Source organism: Streptomyces sp. NPDC047002, assembly GCF_040704505.1.
Classification (GTDB): domain Bacteria; phylum Actinomycetota; class Actinomycetes; order Streptomycetales; family Streptomycetaceae; genus Streptomyces.
The window spans coordinates 11,214-30,912 of the sequence record NZ_JBEYWC010000029.1; the positions used below are offsets into that span (position 1 = coordinate 11,214).

The 19,699-nt window shown below is 73.7% G+C and carries 13 protein-coding genes; 8 read left to right on the forward strand and 5 right to left on the reverse strand.

Going from position 1 to position 19,699, the window contains the following annotated elements:
- Positions 1-206: 206 nt before the first annotated feature.
- From gltB to AB0910_RS23825, 7 genes are all read left to right on the forward strand, one after another.
- Positions 207-4,766, forward strand: a complete 4,560-nt coding sequence (gene gltB, locus AB0910_RS23795; RefSeq protein WP_366746649.1) for a glutamate synthase large subunit — start codon at positions 207-209, stop codon at positions 4,764-4,766.
- Positions 4,759-6,219, forward strand: coding sequence for a glutamate synthase subunit beta (locus AB0910_RS23800; protein ID WP_366746650.1), 1,461 nt, complete (start codon positions 4,759-4,761; stop codon positions 6,217-6,219). The genes gltB and AB0910_RS23800 overlap by 8 nt, the downstream gene beginning before the upstream one ends.
- Before the next feature lie 307 nt (positions 6,220-6,526).
- Positions 6,527-7,357 (forward strand): VWA domain-containing protein, encoded by an 831-nt coding sequence (locus AB0910_RS23805; protein ID WP_366746651.1) that lies wholly within the window; start codon positions 6,527-6,529, stop codon positions 7,355-7,357.
- Positions 7,358-7,390: 33 nt separating this feature from the next.
- Entirely contained in the window at positions 7,391-7,804 is a 414-nt protein-coding gene (locus AB0910_RS23810) for a ribonuclease domain-containing protein (RefSeq protein ID WP_366746652.1), read from the forward strand.
- A gap of 92 nt (positions 7,805-7,896) precedes the next feature.
- Positions 7,897-8,283 (forward strand): barstar family protein, encoded by a 387-nt coding sequence (locus AB0910_RS23815; RefSeq protein WP_366746653.1) that lies wholly within the window; start codon positions 7,897-7,899, stop codon positions 8,281-8,283.
- A gap of 163 nt (positions 8,284-8,446) precedes the next feature.
- The gene (locus AB0910_RS23820) at positions 8,447-9,475 is read left to right on the forward strand and encodes an aldo/keto reductase (protein ID WP_366746654.1); all 1,029 of its coding nucleotides are present in this window, start codon (positions 8,447-8,449) and stop codon (positions 9,473-9,475) included.
- A gap of 8 nt (positions 9,476-9,483) precedes the next feature.
- A complete protein-coding gene (locus AB0910_RS23825; RefSeq protein ID WP_366746655.1) occupies positions 9,484-10,071 on the forward strand; it encodes a TetR family transcriptional regulator in 588 nt (195 codons plus the stop codon).
- Positions 10,072-10,165: 94 nt separating this feature from the next.
- On the opposite strand, the gene AB0910_RS23830 is transcribed toward AB0910_RS23825, so the two are convergent.
- The 5 genes from AB0910_RS23830 to AB0910_RS23850 form a co-directional block, all read right to left on the reverse strand.
- Positions 10,166-10,645: a TetR-like C-terminal domain-containing protein gene (locus tag AB0910_RS23830; protein WP_366746704.1), complete on the reverse strand. Its 480-nt coding sequence runs from the start codon at positions 10,643-10,645 to the stop codon at positions 10,166-10,168.
- Between the two features lie 76 nt (positions 10,646-10,721).
- Complete coding sequence (locus tag AB0910_RS23835) at positions 10,722-11,558, reverse strand: alpha/beta hydrolase (protein WP_366746656.1); 837 nt, start codon at positions 11,556-11,558, stop codon at positions 10,722-10,724.
- A 192-nt stretch (positions 11,559-11,750) separates the two neighbouring features.
- On the reverse strand, positions 11,751-14,033 hold the full coding sequence (locus AB0910_RS23840; RefSeq protein WP_366746657.1) for an NEW3 domain-containing protein: 2,283 nt from the start codon (positions 14,031-14,033) through the stop codon (positions 11,751-11,753).
- A 191-nt stretch (positions 14,034-14,224) separates the two neighbouring features.
- The gene (locus AB0910_RS23845) at positions 14,225-15,703 is read right to left on the reverse strand and encodes an ankyrin repeat domain-containing protein (RefSeq protein WP_366746658.1); all 1,479 of its coding nucleotides are present in this window, start codon (positions 15,701-15,703) and stop codon (positions 14,225-14,227) included.
- Positions 15,704-15,750: 47 nt separating this feature from the next.
- Positions 15,751-16,650, reverse strand: coding sequence for a hypothetical protein (locus AB0910_RS23850; RefSeq protein WP_366746659.1), 900 nt, complete (start codon positions 16,648-16,650; stop codon positions 15,751-15,753).
- Positions 16,651-16,984: 334 nt separating this feature from the next.
- Here AB0910_RS23850 and pepN point away from each other — a divergent pair, with 334 nt between their 5' ends.
- A complete protein-coding gene (pepN, locus tag AB0910_RS23855) occupies positions 16,985-19,492 on the forward strand; it encodes an aminopeptidase N (protein WP_366746660.1) in 2,508 nt (835 codons plus the stop codon).
- Positions 19,493-19,699 lie beyond the last annotated feature (207 nt).

Consider the following 19,699-nt stretch of genomic DNA (forward strand, 5'->3'; position numbering starts at 1 on the left):
GCCGGACTGTCCGGCACACACCGTGTCCTTCGCTGGGCGGCCGTCACCTCGGAGACCCCGCTGGGACGCGTTCAGGTGTCCGCATGTTGGATGGAATCTTCCGCTTTCTGGGCAGAACACCATCATGTAACCTGCACGAAATTTCTTTGGAGGGCCAACGTCGTCCCTCGGTTCTTGCATATGCCACGACGACGACGGGAGAGCCGATGCGTTCGCACGCCTGGTCGCCCATGGACGGTCGCCCCGCTCCGCAGGGGATGTACGACCCCCGCAACGAACACGACGCGTGCGGCGTCGGCTTCGTCGCGACCCTCACCGGCGATGCCAGCCACGAGCTGGTCGAGCAGGCGTTGACCGTCCTGCGCAACCTCGAGCACCGGGGCGCCACCGGCTCCGAGCCGGACTCCGGCGACGGCGCCGGCATCCTCACGCAGGTCCCCGACGCGTTCTTCCGCGAGGTCGCGGGCTTCCCGCTGCCCGAGCCCGGCGCGTACGCGGTCGGCACCGCCTTCCTGCCCGCGGAGGAGGCGGACGAGGGCGTCGAGGCCATCGAGGCGATCGCGGCCGAGGAGGGCCTGACCGTCCTCGGCTGGCGCGAGCTGCCGGTGGCCCCCCAGATGCTCGGGCTCACCGCCCGCGCCACCCAGCCGATCTTCCGGCAGCTGTTCGTGACGGACCACGCGAGCACCGGCATCGCGCTGGACCGCAAGGCGTTCGTGCTGCGCAAGCGCGCCGAGCGCCAGGCGGGCGTGTACTTCCCCTCGCTGTCCTCGCGCACCGTCGTCTACAAGGGCATGCTCACCACCGAGCAGCTGGAGCCCTTCTTCCCCGACCTCTCGGACCGCAGGTTCGGCAGCGCGATCGCGCTCGTGCACTCGCGCTTCTCCACCAACACGTTCCCGAGCTGGCCGCTGGCCCACCCGTACCGCTTCGTCGCGCACAACGGCGAGATCAACACCGTCCAGGGCAACCGCAACTGGATGCGCGCCCGCGAGTCGCAGCTCGCCTCCGGGCTGTTCGGCGAGGGCGCCCTTGAGCGGATCTTCCCGATCAACACGCCCGGCGCCTCCGACTCGGCGACCTTCGACGAGGTACTGGAACTGCTCCACCTCGGCGGCCGCTCGCTGCCCCACTCGGTGCTGATGATGGTGCCCGAGGCGTGGGAGAACAACGACGCCATGGACCCGGCGCGCCGGGCCTTCTACCAGTACCACTCCACGATGATGGAGCCCTGGGACGGCCCCGCCGTGGTGTCCTTCACCGACGGCACCCAGGTCGGCGCCGTACTCGACCGCAACGGGCTGCGCCCGGGCCGCTACTGGGTCACCGACGAGGGCCTCGTCGTCCTCGCCTCCGAGGTCGGCGTCCTCGACATCGACCCCGCAAGGGTCGTGCGCAAGGGCCGCCTCATGCCGGGCCGCATGTTCCTCGTGGACACCGCGGAGCACCGCATCATCGAGGACGACGAGATCAAGGCGGCGCTCGCCGCGGAGCACCCGTACCAGGAGTGGCTCGAAGCCGGGGAGATCGAGCTCTCCGACCTGCCGGAGCGCGAGCACATCGTGCACACCCACGCCTCCGTCACCCGCCGCCAGCAGACCTTCGGCTACACCGAGGAGGAGCTGCGCGTCCTGCTCGCGCCGATGGCGCGCACCGGCGCCGAGCCGATCGGCTCCATGGGCACCGACTCGCCGATCGCGGCGCTCTCGGCCCGCCCGCGGCTGCTGTTCGACTACTTCACCCAGCTGTTCGCGCAGGTCACCAATCCGCCGCTGGACGCCATCCGCGAGGAGCTCGTCACCTCGCTGTACTCGTCGCTCGGCCCGCAGGGCAACCTGCTGGAGCCGACCGCGGCGTCCTGCCGCAGTGTGACGCTGCCGTTCCCCGTCCTCGACAACGACGAGCTCGCCAAGCTCGTCCACATCAACGCCGACGGCGACATGCCCGGCATGGCCTCCGCCACCCTCTCCGGGCTCTACCGGGTCGCGGGCGGCGGCGAGGCGCTGGCCGCGCGCATCGAGGAGATCTGCGCCGAGACGGACGCCGCGATCGAGAGCGGCGCGCGCATCATCGTGCTCTCCGACCGGCACTCCGACGCCGAGCAGGCGCCCATCCCCTCGCTGCTGCTCACCGCGGCCGTCCACCACCACCTCATCCGCACCAAGCAGCGCACCCAGGTGGGGCTGCTCGTCGAGGCGGGCGACGTGCGCGAGGTCCACCACATCGCCCTGCTCATCGGCTACGGCGCCGCGGCGGTCAACCCGTACCTCGCGATGGAGTCGGTCGAGGACCTGGTGCGCGCCGGGACCTTCATCGAGGGCCTCGAACCCGAGCAGGCCATCCGCAACCTGATCTACGCGCTCGGCAAGGGCGTCCTGAAGGTCATGTCCAAGATGGGCATCTCCACCGTCGCCTCGTACCGCGGCGCGCAGGTCTTCGAGGCCGTCGGCCTCGACCAGGCCTTCGTCGACAAGTACTTCAACGGCACCGCGACCAAGATCGGCGGGGCGGGGCTCGACGTCGTCGCCCAGGAGGTCGCGGCCCGGCACGCCAAGGGCTACCCGGCCTCCGGCATCTCCGCGAGCCACCGCAAGCTGGAGATAGGGGGCGAGTACCAGTGGCGGCGCGAGGGCGAGCCGCACCTGTTCGACCCGGAGACGGTCTTCAGGCTCCAGCACGCCACCCGCTCGGGCCGCTACGACATCTTCAAGAAGTACACGGGCCGGGTCAACGAGCAGTCCGAGCGGCTGATGACGCTGCGTGGCCTGTTCAACTTCGCCTCTGGCCGCGACCCGATCCCCCTGGACGAGGTCGAGCCCGCCTCCGAGATCGTCAAGCGGTTCTCCACCGGCGCCATGTCGTACGGCTCGATCTCCCGCGAGGCGCACGAGACGCTCGCCATCGCCATGAACCGGCTCGGCGGGAAGTCCAACACCGGTGAGGGCGGCGAGGACACCGACCGCCTGCACGACCCGGCGCGGCGCTCCGCGATCAAGCAGGTCGCGTCCGGCAGGTTCGGCGTCACCAGCGAGTACCTCGTCAACGCCGACGACATCCAGATCAAGATGGCCCAGGGCGCCAAGCCGGGCGAGGGCGGCCAGCTGCCGGGTCACAAGGTCTACCCGTGGGTCGCCACCACCCGGCACTCGACGCCGGGCGTCGGCCTCATCTCGCCGCCGCCGCACCACGACATCTACTCGATCGAGGACCTCGCCCAGCTCATCCACGACCTGAAGAACGCCAATCCGCAGGCCCGCATCCATGTGAAGCTGGTCTCCGAGGTCGGTGTCGGCACGGTCGCGGCCGGCGTCTCCAAGGCCCACGCCGACGTCGTGCTGATCTCAGGACACGACGGCGGCACCGGCGCGTCCCCGCTCACCTCCCTCAAGCACGCGGGCGGCCCCTGGGAGCTCGGCCTCGCCGAGACCCAGCAGACCCTGCTGCTCAACGGCCTGCGGGACCGGATCGTCGTGCAGACCGACGGCCAGCTCAAGACCGGCCGCGACGTGGTCATCGCCGCGCTCCTCGGCGCGGAGGAGTTCGGCTTCGCGACCGCGCCGCTCGTGGTGTCCGGCTGCGTCATGATGCGCGTCTGCCACCTCGACACCTGTCCCGTCGGCATCGCGACCCAGAACCCGGTGCTGCGGGAACGGTTCTCCGGCAAGGCCGAGTACGTCGTGCGGTTCTTCGAGTTCATCGCGGAGGAGGTGCGCGAGCTCCTCGCCGAACTCGGCTTCCGCACCCTGGAGGAGGCCGTCGGCCACGCCGAACTCCTCGACACCGAGCGGGCCGTGAACCACTGGAAGGCCCAGGGCCTCGACCTGGCGCCGCTGTTCCACGTGCCGGTGCTCGGCAGGGGCGCCGTGCGCCACCGCACCGTCGAGCAGGACCACGGCCTCGGCAAGGCCCTCGACAACGAGCTGATCCGCCTCGCCGCGGACGCGCTGAACGCCGGGAGCCCGGAGGCCGCCCAGCCGGTCCGCGCGCAGATCGGCATCCGCAACATCAACCGCACCGTCGGCACCATGCTCGGCCACGAGGTCACCAAGCGCTTCGGCGGCGCGGGCCTGCCCGACGACACCATCGACATCACCTTCACCGGCTCCGCGGGCCAGTCCTTCGGCGCGTTCCTGCCGTCCGGCGTGACCCTGCGCCTCGAAGGCGACGCCAACGACTACGTCGGCAAGGGCCTGTCGGGCGGCCGGGTCGTCGTACGGCCCGACCGCGGCGCCGACCACCTCGCCGAGTACTCGACGATCGCGGGCAACACCATCGCGTACGGCGCGACGGGCGGCGAGCTGTTCCTGCGCGGCCGCAGCGGTGAGCGCACCTGCGTGCGCAACTCCGGCGCGACCGTGGTCACCGAGGGCGTGGGCGACCACGGCTGCGAGTACATGACCGGCGGGCGCGCCGTCATCCTCGGGCCGACGGGACGCAACTTCGCGGCCGGCATGTCCGGCGGCATCGCGTACGTCATCGACCTGGACCCCGACAACGTCAACGCGGGCAACCTGTCCGCCGTCGGGCAGCTCGACGACACCGACAGGCAGTGGCTGCACGAGGTGGTGCGCCGCCACCAGGAGGAGACGGGCTCCACCGTCGCCGCCAAGCTGCTCGACGCGTGGGACACCGCGGCCGGCCGCTTCAGCAAGATCATCCCCACCACGTACAAGGCAGTGCTCGCCGCCAAGGACGCCGCCGAGCTGGCCGGACTCTCCGAGACCGAGACCACCGAGAAGATGATGGAGGCGGCGACCCATGGCTGACCCGAAGGGCTTTCTCACCACCGGCCGCGAGGTCGCAAGGACCCGCCCCGTCGAGGAGCGCGTCAAGGACTGGAACGAGGTCTACGTACCGGGCTCGCTGCTGCCCGTCATCAGCAAGCAGGCGGGCCGCTGCATGGACTGCGGCATCCCGTTCTGCCACAACGGCTGCCCGCTCGGGAACCTGATCCCCGAGTGGAACGACTACGCCTACCGGGAGGACTGGAACGCCGCCATAGAGCGGCTCCACGCCACCAACAACTTCCCGGAGTTCACCGGCAGGCTGTGCCCTGCGCCGTGCGAGTCCGCGTGCGTGCTCGGCATCAACCAGCCGCCGGTGACCATCAAGAACGTCGAGGTCTCCATCATCGACAAGGCGTGGGAGGCGGGCGATGTCACCCCGCAGCCGCCCGAGCGGCTCTCCGGCAAGACCGTCGCCGTGATCGGCTCGGGCCCCTCGGGGCTCGCCGCCGCCCAGCAGCTCACCCGCGCCGGGCACACCGTGGTGGTGTACGAGCGCGCCGACCGCATCGGCGGCCTGCTGCGCTACGGCATCCCCGAGTTCAAGATGGAGAAGTCCCACATCAACCGCCGCGTCGAGCAGATGCGCGCGGAGGGCACCAAGTTCCGCACGGGCGTGGAGGTCGGCCGGGACGTCGACGCGGCGAAGCTGCGCCGCCGCTACGACGCGGTCGTCGTCGCGGCGGGCGCCACCGTCTCGCGCGACCTGCCCGTGCCGGGCCGCGAGCTGGACGGCATCCACTTCGCGATGGAGTACCTGCCGCTCTCCAACAAGGTGCAGGAGGGCGACCTCACGGTCTCCCCGATCACCGCGAAGGACAAGCACGTCGTGGTCATCGGCGGCGGCGACACCGGCGCCGACTGCGTCGGCACCGCGCACCGCCAGGGCGCCCTGTCCGTCACGCAGCTGGAGATCATGCCGAGGCCGGGCGAGGAGCGGAACGCGAACCAGCCCTGGCCGACCTTCCCGATGCTCTACAAGGTCACCTCGGCGCACGAGGAGGGCGGCGAGCGCCTCTACTCGGTCTCCACCACCCACTTCGAGGGCGACGACGACGGCAACGTCCAGTCGCTGCACCTGGTGGAGGTGGAGTTCAAGGACGGCAAGCTCAACTCCCTCCAGGGCACCGAGCGGGTCATCCCCGCGCAGCTCGTCACCCTCGCGATGGGCTTCACCGGCACGGACCAGGCCAACGGCCTGGTCGAGCAGTTCGGCGTGGAGCTCGACGCGCGCGGCAACATCGCGCGCGACGCCGACTTCGCGACCAACGTCCCTGGCGTGTACGTGGCGGGCGACGCGGGCCGCGGCCAGTCGCTGATCGTCTGGGCCATCGCGGAGGGCCGCTCGGCCGCCCGCGCCGTCGACGGCTATCTGACAGGCGCGAGCGAGCTGCACGCGCCGATCCGGCCCACGGACCGCGCGCTCACGGTCTGAGGGACCGCCGCGCAGGCGGCACCCGGGCCCCGTGCCCGCAGGTGCCGCGCCGCGGGTCCCGGGCCGCCCCGCTGCGGGCGGCCCGGCCCCACACGTCCCGTACAACGGCGTACGGGCGGCCGGGCCGGGGGGAGGCGCTTCCCCCGGCCCTCCGCACGGCACGGTGCCCGCCCACGCGTCCCCGACCGGACAGGGCGGGTGCCGTGGCATGTGCGCGCTCCCGCGCGGCGCACGCGCGGCGCGGCCGCGTAGGCTCGGTGCCCACGGCCGGTACCGGTGCCCCGGCCGCCGGGGGAGGGGAGCACGGATGGCGCAGGCGCACGGGCGTACGGGCCCCGCGATCGGTCTTGACGCGGTGCGGCGCACCGCACCCGGCCTGGTGAACGTGTACAAGAGTGCCGCGGTCTCCCTGGAGAAGAACGGCCTGGGCGGGCAGCGCGCGGCCGTCTACCTCGTGCTCGACCGCTCGGGCTCCATGCGGCCCTACTACCGCGACGGCAGCGTGCAGGCGCTCGCCGACCGGATCCTCGGCCTCTCCGCCCACCTCGACGACGACGGCACGGTCCCCGTCGTGGTGTTCTCCACCGATGTGGACGCGGAGGCTGAGATCTCGCTCGACCGCCACGCGGGCCGCATCGCCGAGATCGTCGCCCCGCTCGGGCACATGGGCCGCACCAACTACCACGTCGCGATGGACGCGGTCATCGACCGCCATCTCGACAGTGGCTCCACCGACCCCGCCCTCGTGGTCTTCCAGACCGACGGCGGGCCGAGCAACCGCCTCGCCGCGGAGCGCTATGTCTGCAAGTCGGCCTCCCTGCCGGTGTTCTGGCAGTTCATCGGCTTCGGCGACCCGCAGAGCCACCACTTCGACTTCCTGCGCAGGCTGGACGAACTCGCCGTCCCCGAGCGGCGCGTGGTCGACAACGCGGGCTTCTTCCCCGCCGGGAGCGATCCGCGCGGGATGAGCGACGCGACCCTCTACGACCGGCTGCTCGGCGAGTTCCCGCGCTGGCTCGCCGCGGCCGCCGACCGGGGCGTCCTGCCGCGCCGAGGGGCGCCGCCGCGCCCAAGGCAGGGGGCGCGCGTCGAAGGAGAGCCGGTGAACTTCCCGCGAACGGACAGCCGTTGGCATTGACGTGGGCACGTCTACGCGCGTCATCATGGAGCCATGCGTACACCCCCACGTCTCGCCGCGCTCGGCGGCATCGCAGCCCTTGCCTCCTCCCTCTTCCTCGGCGGCGCCGCCGTCTCCGCGTCCGCCGCGCCTGCCCCGGTCGCCGTGCACGCCGTCGCCGCCGTCGGTGACGTCTGCTACGGCGACCTGCCCTCCCAGGCGCACGACACCCAGGACCTCATCGACCAGGGCGGCCCCTTCCCCTACAAGCAGGACGGGGAGGTCTTCCGCAACGACGAGCACCTGCTGCCCAGCCAGTCCAGCGGGTACTACCACGAGTACACGGTCGTCACCCCCGGCTCCTCCGACCGCGGCGCGCGCCGCATCATCACCGGGCAGCAGAACGACGAAGAGTACTACACCTCGGACCACTACGCGTCCTTCGACGCGATCGACTTCTCCTGCTGACCCGGGGCGGATCCGCCTGACCGGGGTCCGATCCGCCCGCTCCACGCTCCACGACCGAGTCCGGCCCCACCCGGAGAGGTACCCTCCGCCCCATGACCACCACCTATGTGATCGAAGGGGCGGAGGTCACCGGCCTCGACGCCTTCTGGCGGGCCGTCGGCGCCGCCGTCAACGGCCCCGGCGGATACTTCGGCGCGAACCTCGACGCGCTCGCCGACTGCCTGCGCGGCGGCTACGGCACCCCCGACGACGGCGACTTCGCCTTCGTCTGGCGCGACCACGCCCGCTCCCGCGCGGCCCTCGGCCACGCCGAGACCGCGCGCACCCTCGAACGCCGGCTGGCCCGCGCCCATCCCACCCAGCACCCCGCGCTCCGCGCCCGCCTCGCCGAGGCCCGCGCCGGCCGCGGCCCCACCGACTTCGACGACCTCGTCGCCGTCTTCGAGCGCGAGGCGCCCGGCGCCCTGACCCTGGCCTGAGCCCGCCCGGCCTCGGCCCGGTCCGCCCGACCTCGGCCTGAGCCCGCCCGACCCGCCTGCCCGGCGCACGGAGGCCCGCGCCTTGCGGTAACAAATATTGAAATCTGTCAGCGCATATGTGATGCTCCCTGGGTACGTCCCGCCACGTCCCAAGGAGCCACCTGTGCAGACCCGCACGCTCGGTACCACCGGCCCCCAGGTCTCCGCCCTCGGCCTCGGCTGCATGGGCATGTCGCCCGCCTACGGCGACACCGACCGCCCCGAGTCGATCGCCACCCTCCACGCAGCGCTCGACGCCGGAATCACCCTGCTCGACACCGGTGACTTCTACGGCATGGGCCACAACGAACTGCTCATCAACGAGGCCCTGCGCACCGCCCCCGCCGCCCTGCGCGAACAGGCCGTGACCAGCGTCAAGTTCGGCGCGCTCCGCGACCGCGAGGGCCGCTTCCTCGGCCACGACGGCCGGCCGGAGGCCGTGAAGAACTTCCTCGCCTACTCGCTCCAGCGCCTGGGCACCGACCACATCGACATCTACCGCGTCGCCCGCGTCGACCCCGCCGTGCCCATCGAGGAGACGGTCGGCGCCATCGCCGAGGCCGTCGACGCCGGGTACGTCGGGCACATCGGTCTCTCCGAGGCGGGCCCCGAGAACATCCGCAGGGCCGCGGCCACCGCCCCGATCGCCGACCTCCAGATCGAGTACTCCCTGCTCGACCGCGGCATCGAGGACGAGATCCTGCCGCTGTGCCGGGAGCTCGGCATCGGCATCACCGCGTACGGCGTCCTCTCGCGCGGCCTGATCAGCGGGCACTGGGCCCGTGGACGGAAGCCCGGGCCCGGCGACTTCCGCGGGCTCAGCCCCCGCTTCCGGGCGGAGAACATCGACGGCAACCTCGACCTCGTGGACGCCCTGCGCGCCGTCGCCGACGCCAAGGGCGTCACCGTCGCGCAGACGGCCATCGCCTGGGTCCTCGCGCAGGGGGAGCGCAGGGGCGCCGCCCTCGTGCCGGTCGTCGGGGCCCGCCGCCGCGACCGGCTGGCCGAGGCGCTCGGCGCGCTTGACGTTAGGCTCGACGACGATGACCTGGCCGCCGTCGAGGAGGCCGTGCCGCCCGGCGCCGCGATCGGCGCGCGCTACCCGGAGGAGCAGATGGCCCACCTCGACAGCGAGAAGAAGCAGACGACATAAGGGACCCGATGCCGCCCTCCGAGACGCCCCTGACCCCCGAGCGGATCCTCGAAGCCACCGAGGACGTGCTGCGCCGCTACGGCCCGGCCAAGGCCACGGTCGTGGACGTCGCGAGGGCGCTCGGCGTCAGCCACGGCAGCGTGTACCGCCACTTCCGCACGAAGGCGGCGCTGCGCGAGGCCGTCGCGGTGCGGTGGCTCGCCCCCGAGCAGGGCGACCTCTGCGTCATCGCCGAGGACGGCGGCGGCGCGGGGGAGCGGCTGCGCCGCTGGCTCGGCGCCCTCTTCGAGGCCAAGCGGCGCAGGGCGGGCGAGGACCCCGAGCTGTTCGCCACCTTCCTCGCGCTCGCCAGGGAGAACAGCGACGCGGTCGCCCGGCACATCGACGTCCTCGTCGGGCAGCTCGAGGTGATCGTGGCCGCGGGGATCGCGGACGGCGAGTTCGCCGCGGGCGACGCAGCGGCCACGGCCCGCGCCCTCTGGCACGCCACGGCCCGCTTCCACGACCCGGCGCACGCCCACGAGTGGCACGCGCAGGAGACCGCGGCGGACTTCGACGCGGTGTGCGCGCTGCTGCTGCGCGGCCTGCGGCCGTAGGCCGGATCGGCGCGTACGGCCGCGGACCGGCCCCCGGCCTGCGGCCGTGGACGGGATCGGTACGTGTGGCGGCGGACCGCTTCCCGCGCGCTCCTCAGCCGGAGCGCAGGCCCCGGTCGGCGAAGGCGATCAGCCAGTCGAAGCTCTCGTCCACGTCGGCGCTCCACTGGAAGCCGCCGCCCGACTGGAGGGTGGCGAAGCCGTGGCAGAGGCTGCGCAGCGTGCGCAGGGCGTGGTCCACGTCGGCCTCGGCGATCGTGTAGCCGCGCAGCACCGCGGTGAACGCGTCGAGCAGCCGCCTGCCGCCCTCGGCCACCGGGTCGTCAGGGCCCTCGGGCTCCACGCCGATGGTCGCCGCGTACCGGCCGGGGTGTGCGAGGACGAAGGCGCGGAAGGCGCGGGCCGCCGCCGCCAGCGCGTCCCGGCCCGCGTACCCCTGCACCGCGCCGCCCACGGCGTCGGCGGCCTCGCGCAGCGCGAGGGCCGCGATGCGGCGGCCCAGGTCGTCCTGACCCGCCACGTGCTTGTAGAGGGACGGGGTGCGCACGCCGAGCCGCTGGGCCAGCAGGCCCATCGTCAGGTCGGCGACGCCGACCTCGTCGGCGAGCGCGGCACCTGCCGCCACGACGGCCGCGGGGTCGAGTCCCGCCCTAGGCACGGGCCGCGTCCGGGCCGAGGAAGTCGAGCATCAGCGAAACCACCTGGTCGGGGACGTGGGCGTGCGGGTAGTGGCCCGCGCCCTCGATCATCGCAAGGCGCCCGAGGCCGGGCCGCAGCGCCCCGACGACCGCGGCGCCCTCGGCGCCCGGGTCCGCCCAGTCCGGGTCGAGCGTCCCCATCACCACGAGCACCGGGCAGCGCACCTCCCCGAGCCGGGCGCCCGCGTCTGCGGGGGTGCCGCGCCCCATGGCCTGGAGCGCCTTCATCCGGCCCGGCTCGCGCAGCATCGCGTCGATGCGGGCGAGCCGTTCGGCCAGGGCCGCGGGCTCCGCGCCCGGGTGGGCCACCTCCAGGTAGGAGCGCCACAGGCGCCGGCTGCCGAACAGGCCGGCGCCGAGCAGCCGCACCATGGCCCGCCTCAAGCGCCGCACCCGCAGGTCCCCGATGCGCGTCGACTGCTTGCGGGTGAAGGGCGCGATCTCCACCACCGAGGTGATCAGCGAGGGTTCGAGCGCGGCCGCGACGGTGGCGGCGCCGCCGGAGATCGAGTGGCCGACGAGCACGGCGGGGCCGCCGAGGTGGCGGACCACGGCGAGCAGATCCCCCGCGAGGGCCGTGCGGCTCCACTCGGGCCAGTCGGTGCTCGACTCGCCGCAGCCGCGCAGGTCGACGGCTGCGACCCGGTGGCCGGCCGCGACGAGCTGCGGGACCATCCGGCGGTAGGCCTCCCTGCTGTCGCCCATCCCGTGGGCGAGGACGATCAGCGGGCCGGCGCCCGCCACCTCGTATGCGAGCGTGCCGCCGTCGACGGCGAGGTACTCGGTCATGGCAGTCCTTCGGTCTGCGGCGGCGTACCGCCGACTGTGGCTAATACCGTTAACTAAAAGCTAATGCCATTAGCAACGTGCGTCAAGGCGGCGGCGCACGGGAACGCAGAAGCCCCCGGCGCGGCCGGTGGCCGCGCCGGGGGCTTGGAGGGCCGGGGCGCCGCCCGCCCCGCGTCTCAGCCGGTCACGCGCTCACTCCTGGGTGAAGCCGTCGAAGTCGACCTCGCCCGTGGTGCCCGGGTTGTGGGAGGTGGCGAAGACGCCCACGTCCTGGGTGGCGGCCGCGCTCGGCACGTCCGCCGTGCCGACCGTCTTCCAGGTGCTGCCGTCGGTGGAGTAGTAGCCGGTGTACGTGGTGCCCTCGCGCACCAGCTTCAGCCACGACGGACAGGCCGACGTGCCGACCGCGCTCTCGGTGTCGAGGTTGCCGTCGCCGTCGCTGTCGGAGTCCAGCAGGTAGCCGTGGCCCGGCGTCTCCACGAGGATCACGAACCCGGGGGAGTGGTCGGCGTCCGTGATGTCGTTGCGCGCCATGATGCCGGTCTTCGCCCAGGCGTCGGTGTCCGACTGGGAGTCGACCCTGACCGTGGTCGTGGAGCCGTCGTGCTCTGCGCCCTGCAGGTACAGCGCGCCGTATTCGTTGATGCCGTTGTACAGGTCGGCGCCCTGGGCGCGGATGCCGAGCCTGGTGCCGTCCTGGCTGAAGTCCGCGCCGGTCGAGGCGTAGGAGCGGTACGGCGCCTGCACCGGCTTGTGCACGGTGACCGTGTCGCCCGCCGACTGCCGGGCGGGCGCGGCCCCCAGGTAGCGGTAGGCGGCCGAGGCGTCGACCGTGCCGGTGGTGAAGAGGTCGTCGGACGCGGGGACCGTCACCCGGTACGTGGCGCGCGCCGTGCCGCCGGCGGGCACCTCGCGGAACGCGGCGGGCGAGGTCGCGACGGCCGTGAGGCCCGCGGAGGGCGCCAGCTTCAGGCGGACGTCCCTGACGGGCGTCGAGCCGTAGTCGGAGAAGGTCGTGGTGACGGTGTACGCGGAGCCGCCCGGCACCTGCGCGGGGCCGGCCGACCAGTGGACCGCGACCGCGGTCACGGGGCGGGTGGCGGGTGCGGTGTGCCGCAGCGGATGGACGCGGTACAGGACCACGCCGTGCGGCGGCACGTCGGCCGCGATCGTGCCGGCCGACTCGGAGGCGCGGTGGGTCCACAGGTCCCGCACCGCGTAGTCGGCGGCGCCGGGCAGCCCGAGCGCCGCGGCGGTGGTGGTCACCGCGCGCGTGCTGGTGCCGGTGTTGAACAGGCCGACGACCGCGTCGCCGTTCTTCTCCCGCTTGGCGAAGACCTGGGAGGTGGCGTCCTTGGCCAGCCGCCGCGCGTCGACGGCGTCCTGGTCGACGGCCAGCACGTCGGTGTTGCGCAGCAGCGCCAGGTCGGCCGGGTCGAGGCGGGTGATGTCGGTGCCCAGCATCAGCGGCGAGGCGGCAAGCGACCACAGGCTCAGCTGGGTCTTGCGCTCGTCGGGTGTCAGCCCGTCGCCGGCCCCGTTGCCGACCTCGATCGAGTCGTAGTCGTTGAAGCCGCCCGGGCCGCCGTACGGTGCCCAGTCGGCCACCTGGTCGAAGCGCGAGGAGACGGACGACCAGGAGGTCAGCGGGTAGCTGCTGTCGTCCTTGCCGCAGTAGCACTCGATGTCGCCGCCGGTGCGCCAGCCGTCCGAGAGCGCGGCCCACCGGTCCGCGTTGCCGATGTCGAGGCTGTTCGACAGCTCCAGGTGGATCGGGCGCCCGGTCTGCTCCAGCGCACGCGACCAGGCCCGCACGTCCTGGATGTCCGGGGTGCCGACCCCGTCGATCTTGACGTAGTCGACGCCCCAGCCGGCGAACTGGTCGGCCCAGGAGTCGGTGAAGGCCTGGGCGCCCGGCTTGCCGTAGTCGATCCCGACCATGCCGCCGCAGTTGTAGTTGTTCTCCGCGGCGGAGGTGGCGATGTCGGCGGCGTGGTACTTGGTGCCCTTGATCGCGGTGTTCTCCACCACCGCCCGGTGGGAGATGCCGGGCGTCACGTACAGGCCGAACTTCAGGCCGAGGGAGTGCACGTGGTCGGCGACGGCCTGGATGCCGTTCTCGCCGCCCTTCGGTGGGAACTTGGTCTCGTCGGTGACCCAGCGGCCGTAGCGGTCCACGTCGGGGCCCTGGTCGCCGGGGCAGTGGTACCAGAAGTCGTCGACGTTGACGTACAGGTAGCCCTCGCGTGCCAGGCCGCTCTTCTTCATGGCCCGCGCCGCCGCCTCGATGTTCCCGGCGGTCGGGTTCTTGCGGACGAAACTCCAACTGCTCCAGCCCAGTACGGGCTTGGCGCCCGCCGCCTGGCCTGCGCCGCCGCCAGGGGCGCCGTCGGCCTGCGCCTGGGCCGTCAGTCCCGTGACGAGCAGCAGGCCCCCGGTGAACGCGGCCAGCAGGCCGCGTACGGATCTCTTCATCGAGCCGTCCTCCACGGCCGCGCCGCAGCGGCGCGGCTCCTCCAGCGCTTGTGTCCGTGCAGGTCCGGCGATTGGCGGCTCGGGGACCACGGCGAGAAGCGAACAGAATCGAACGCGAACCCTCAGATATCACCAAGCAGTTCTGCGCATGTCAAGACATGCGACCGAGGCGGGCGGCCGCCGCGTGCCGGTCAGCGGCGGCGCGGCGGGGTCAGCTCCAGAGACCTGCGCACCGGTCCCCGAGGCAGCAGCGCCACCGCCTCGCGGGCGCGCTGCCAGGCCGGGCCCGCCGGGTCGGCCCCGGCCAGCAGCCGCGCGAGCGCCGGGGCCGCCCGCTCGTCGCCGCGCCGCGCGAGACCGGCCGCCGCCTCCGCGGCCACCGCGTCGTCCGCGTCGCCGAGCCGCCGCACCAGCGCCTCCCGCACCCGCGGCTCCGCCGAGTCCGCCGCCGCCAGCGCCGCGACAGCGGCCCGCCGCACCGCGGGCACCCGGTCGGAGCTGAGCGCGGCCAGCGTGCCGAGGCCCGCCTCGGCCGCAAGCTGCGGCGCCCCCGCGACCAGCCGCCGCACCTCCGCGTCCCGGTGGGCCGCGTGCCGCGCCACGTCGCCCGGCCTGCCGCCGTGCCGGGCCAGCGCCCGCACCACCGCCCCCGCAAGCGCGCCGCCCGCGCCCGCCGCCCCCGCCGACACCTCGCGCAGCACCCGCGCCACCCGCTCCGAGCGCGCGCCCCCGGCCGGCAGCCCCGCCAGCACGTCGGCGGCGAGCGCCCGGCGCGCCTCGTCGGGGGAGCGGCACCACACCGCGGCCACCTGAAACGTTTCCTCAGCGGGCTGTGCCACCAGCGCGGCCACCGCCTCACGCCAGTCGTCGCGCCCCGGGTCCCCGCAGCCGAGCGCGCGCCCCGCCAGCTCCTCGTACCCGGCCCGCACCCCCAGCGCCCCTTCGAGCACCGTCACCACCGCCGCGTGCCCCGTCCCCGCGGCCCGGCCCGCCACCGGCACCCCGTCCCGCAGCAGCTCCACCGCCACCGTCTCCGCCCCGTCCGCCACCGCCCGCCGCACGACCGTCTCGAAGCCCTCCCCGTACGCGGCGGCCAGCTCCTCCCGCAACTCCCGCTCCACGTCGAGACCGAGCCGGCCCCGCGCCTCGGCGAGCGCCGCCTCGCGCCCGCCGGGGCCCGCCGCGCCCGCGCCGTGGCGCAGCAGCGCCCGCACCGCGCGCGCCGAGCCCCGCCGCGCCGCGAGCACCAGCGGCAACTCCCCGCCGGGGCCCGGCAGATCCGGTTCTGCGCCCCGTTCGAGCAGTACATCGAGCGTGTCGGCGAACCCCTGCACCGCCGCCCACGCCACCGCGGTGAACCCGTACGCCTCCCGCGCGTCCGCCTCCGCACCCGCGGCCAGCAGCGCCCGCACCACCTCCGTGTGGCCGCCGCTCGCCGCCCCGCACAGCGGCAGGTCCCCGCCGCCCTCGCCGCACGCGCCCCGCGGGTCCGCGCCCGCGGCCAGCAGCAGCCGCACCGCGGAGGGCCGGTCGGCGACCGCCGCCGCGTACAGGGCGGTGTGCCCCTCGCCGTCCACCGCGGCCAGCGCGTCCGCGGTCCCGGCGCGCAGCAGCCGCACCACGACGTCGTCTGCGCCCCCGTACACCGCAGCGAACAGTTCCTCGTGCATCTCGCCGTCTCAGGATCCCGTCACAGCCCCGGGACCTCCCCGGGGCCTCACGTGTCGCACTCCAGCACCGTGCGGCACAGCCCGCACCGCGCTCTGACCCGCCCGCGCACCGGCACCCGGATCCGCTGGTGGCACGTCGGGCACGCGAACGCCACCCGCGGCCCGTCCCCGAGCGCCTCGAACGCGTACGGCGCCGCGGGATCGCCCGGCGCACCCGGGTGGTCGAGCGCGTACCTGCGTTCCCGCACGTACCGGTGCCTGCCCGCACGCCCCGCCGTCGTCAGCGGCGGCTGCCGCTCGTCGCGCAGCGCACGCGCCGCGCCCCGCGTGTACGCCTCGTACCCCTGCGGGCTGGTGAACCAGATCCGTGGGTCCTCCCCGAACACCGCCGCGCGCTTCGCCAGCACGTACCCGAACTCCTCGGGCGTCAGATAGCCGAGCTTCTGGCTGGAGTCCCGGTCCTCGCGGTACGCGTCGAGCAGCAGCCAGCCCGCGCCCAGATACGTCGTCACCGTGTCCGTCAGGATCTCGTTCGCCCGCGTCCCGGGGAACGACAGGCCGAGCCGGTGCAGCAGCACATGCGTGATCTCGTGCGCGAGCGCCGCCCCGATGTCCCGCCTGTGCCTGCGGAACCGGTCGTTCAGCTCCACGAAGTACTCGGGCCCCGCCGTCAGCTCCACGCTCGCCGCGTGCGTCATCTCCCGGAAGCTCACGATCACCCGCGCGTCCGGCAGCCCCAGCTGCGCCACCAGCGCACGCGCCACCCGTTGCGTGCCCAGGTGCAGGTCGTCCACGTCGGAGAACGCCACGTCCGCCGGGGCCACGCTCGACGCGTACGCGAGGACGCCGTCCGGCGCCAGCCGCCGGTACAGCGCGGTGACGGCCTCCCGCACCGTGTCGAGATGCGGAAACCCGTGCACCACGCCCGCACCGCTGCCGTTCGCCACGCCCTACCCCCTACGCCCGCCGATGCGGGCCTGCCCGGCCCAGGTCCCCCGGAGGCGGTCAGCCGCTCCCCACTCTACGGCGCCGCCCCGCGCCGCACGGTCCCGCCGCCGCCCCGCGCCGGTACCGTACGCGGACCCCCGCACGCCCCTACGCCACCGGGCGGCCAAGCGCGGCGACCGTGCGCCAGGACACGCACCGCACACCGCGCCGCACGAGCCCGCGCACACCCGAGGACCGTACGCCCCGCGCACCCTCCGTCACCGCACGCAGCGCCCGGCGGAAGAGCGCGGAACCGTACTGCGCGGCCCGCCCGACATCGGGCAGCATGGGCCCATGTCCGTACTGACGCGCGACGAAGCGCGAACCCGAGCACAGCTGATCGACGTCCACCGGTACGCCGTCGCCCTCGACGTCACCACCGGCAGCGAGACCTTCGACTCCCGCACCGTCATCCACTTCACCGCGCGTGCGGCCGGGGACACCTTCGTCGAGCTCAAGCCCGCCACCCTGCGCTCCCTCGCCCTCGACGGCGAACCCCTCGACCCCGCGGCGCTCACCGGCAACCGCTACCCCCTCACCGCGCTCACGCCCGGCGAGCACGAGCTGCGCGTCGACGCGGACATGCACTACTCCCGCACCGGTGAGGGCATGCACCGCTTCACCGACCCCACCGACGGCGAGACCTACCTCTACACCCAGCTGTTCATGGAGGACGTGCAGCGCGTCTTCGCCGCCTTCGACCAGCCCGACCTCAAGGCCGTCTTCGACGTCGCCGTCACCGCCCCCGAGAACTGGACCGTCCTCGGCAACGGCATCGCCACGCACACCGGCGGCGGCCGCTGGACCCTCGCCACCACCCCCCTCATCTCCACCTACCTCGTCGCCGTCGCCGCAGGGCCCTGGCACTCCGTGCGCACCGAACACGCCGGCATCCCCTTCGGCCTCCACTGCCGGCGCTCCCTCGCCCCCCACCTCGGCGAGGACGCCGACGAGCTCCTCTCCCTCACCCGCGCCTGCTTCGACCGCTACCACGAGAAGTTCACGGAGCCCTACCCCTTCGACTCCTACGACCAGGCGTTCGTCCCCGAGTTCAACGCCGGGGCCATGGAGAACCCCGGACTCGTCACCTTCCGCGACGAGTTCATCTACCGCTCCGCCGTCACCGACACCGAACGCCAGAGCCGCGGCATGGTCATCGCCCACGAGATGGCCCACATGTGGTTCGGCGACCTCGTCACCCTCGCCTGGTGGGACGACATCTGGCTCAACGAGTCCTTCGCCGAGTACATGGGCTACCAGACCCTCGCCGAGGCCACCCGCTTCACCGACACCTGGGTCGACTTCGCCGTCGGCCGCAAGCCCTGGGGCTACGACTCCGACCAGCGCCCCAGCACCCACCCCGTCGCCCCCGAGCCCGACGCCGTGCCCGACACCGCGTCCGCCATGCTCAACTTCGACGGCATCTCCTACGCCAAGGGCGCCTCCGCCCTGCGCCAACTCGTCGCCTGGCTCGGCGAGAAGGACTTCCTCGCCGGCGTCAACCGGCACATCTCCCGCCACAAGTACGGCAACGCCACCCTCGCCGACTTCGTCGACTCCCTCGCCGCGGCCACCGACCGCGACGTCCACGCCTGGGCCGCCGCCTGGCTGCGCACCACCGGCGTCGACACCCTCACCCCCCGCACCACCGCGACCGCGGCCGACTGGACCCTCACCGCCGCCCACCGCGGCAGCCGCCCCCACCGCATCGCAGTCGCCGCCTACGACCACGACATCGTCGACGCGGGGCGCCTCGTCGCCCGCGACCGCTTCGAGATCGACGTCCCCGCCGACGGCGACAGCGCCCCCACCACCCTCCCAGGCCGCAGCCCCGCGCTCCTCGTGCTCAACGACGGCGACCTCAGCTACACCAAGATCCGCCTCGACCCCGCCTCCTGGGACACCGCGCTCGCCTCGCTCTCCGCCGTACCCGACCCCCTCACCCGCGCCGTGGTGTGGAACGCCGCACGCGACATGGTCCGCGACGGCGAACTCGTCCCCGACGTCTACCTCGACGCCGCACGCAACCACCTCCCGCACGAGACCGACCTCGCCGTCGTCCAGGGCGTACTCGCCTTCGCCTGCGGCCAGATCGCCGACAGCTACACCCTCCCCGAGAAGCGCCACGCCGCCCTCGCCACCCTCACCGCGCTCTGCCGCGACCTCATCCGCCGCACCGAGGACGGCAACAACCCCGGGCTGCGCCTCACCGCCGTACGCCACTTCATCGACGTGGCCACCCAACCCGACGGAATCCAGGACTGGTTCGACAGCGGACACGTCCCCGGCGGCCCCGAACTCGACCGCGAACTGCGCTGGCGCGTCCTCACCCGCCTCGCCGTCCTCGGCGCCGCGACCGAGAAGGACATCGCGGCCGAACTCGCCCGCGACCCCAGCGCCGGCGGCCACGAGGGCGCCGCGCGCTGCCGCGCCGCCCTGCCCGACCCCGACGCCAAGGAAGCCGCCTGGGCCCGCCTCTTCGACGGCGACGACCTGTCCAACTACCTCTTCACCGCCGTGGCCCAGGGCTTCTGGCAACCCGAACAGGCCGACCTCGTCGCCGACTTCGTCCCCCGCTACTTCCCCGCCGCCGTCGCACTCGCCGCCCGCAGAGGCCCCGCCATCGCCGCTGCCGCAGGCCGCTACGCCTTCCCCGCCCACGCCGTCGACGAGAACACACTGCGGCTCGGCACCGCATGCCTCGAAGGCGACGATGTGCACCCCGCGCTGCGCCGCAAGCTCGTCGACCAGCTCGACGACCTGCGCCGCGCCCTGCGCGTCAGGGAGACGAGCACCGGCTGACCCGCCGGGGCCGCGGCAGCCCGCCGCGGCCCCCGACCCGACCGGGCGGGCCGTGGCACACGGCCCCGCCCGCGCCTTCCCCACCCCGCCACCCCGGGGCGCGACGGCGCCCGTCCCCACCGGGGCGCGCGCCACCACCCGCACCGGGCACCGTCCCAGGCCCGCCGCGCGGAGCCGTACAAAACCCGCCAGGGCAATACCCCATCC

What these genes read in the sequence shown, in the direction of transcription:
- gltB (WP_366746649.1), top strand. Translation starts at nt 207, where the DNA reads ATGCGTTCGCACGCCTGGTCGCCCATGGACGGTCGCCCCGCTCCGCAG.
- AB0910_RS23800 (WP_366746650.1), top strand. Translation starts at nt 4,759, where the DNA reads ATGGCTGACCCGAAGGGCTTTCTCACCACCGGCCGCGAGGTCGCAAGG.
- AB0910_RS23805 (WP_366746651.1), top strand. Translation starts at nt 6,527, where the DNA reads ATGGCGCAGGCGCACGGGCGTACGGGCCCCGCGATCGGTCTTGACGCG.
- AB0910_RS23810 (WP_366746652.1), top strand. Translation starts at nt 7,391, where the DNA reads ATGCGTACACCCCCACGTCTCGCCGCGCTCGGCGGCATCGCAGCCCTT.
- AB0910_RS23815 (WP_366746653.1), top strand. Translation starts at nt 7,897, where the DNA reads ATGACCACCACCTATGTGATCGAAGGGGCGGAGGTCACCGGCCTCGAC.
- AB0910_RS23825 (WP_366746655.1), top strand. Translation starts at nt 9,484, where the DNA reads ATGCCGCCCTCCGAGACGCCCCTGACCCCCGAGCGGATCCTCGAAGCC.
- AB0910_RS23830 (WP_366746704.1), bottom strand. Translation starts at nt 10,645, where the DNA reads ATGGGCCTGCTGGCCCAGCGGCTCGGCGTGCGCACCCCGTCCCTCTAC.
- AB0910_RS23835 (WP_366746656.1), bottom strand. Translation starts at nt 11,558, where the DNA reads ATGACCGAGTACCTCGCCGTCGACGGCGGCACGCTCGCATACGAGGTG.
- AB0910_RS23840 (WP_366746657.1), bottom strand. Translation starts at nt 14,033, where the DNA reads ATGAAGAGATCCGTACGCGGCCTGCTGGCCGCGTTCACCGGGGGCCTG.
- AB0910_RS23845 (WP_366746658.1), bottom strand. Translation starts at nt 15,703, where the DNA reads ATGCACGAGGAACTGTTCGCTGCGGTGTACGGGGGCGCAGACGACGTC.
- pepN (WP_366746660.1), top strand. Translation starts at nt 16,985, where the DNA reads ATGTCCGTACTGACGCGCGACGAAGCGCGAACCCGAGCACAGCTGATC.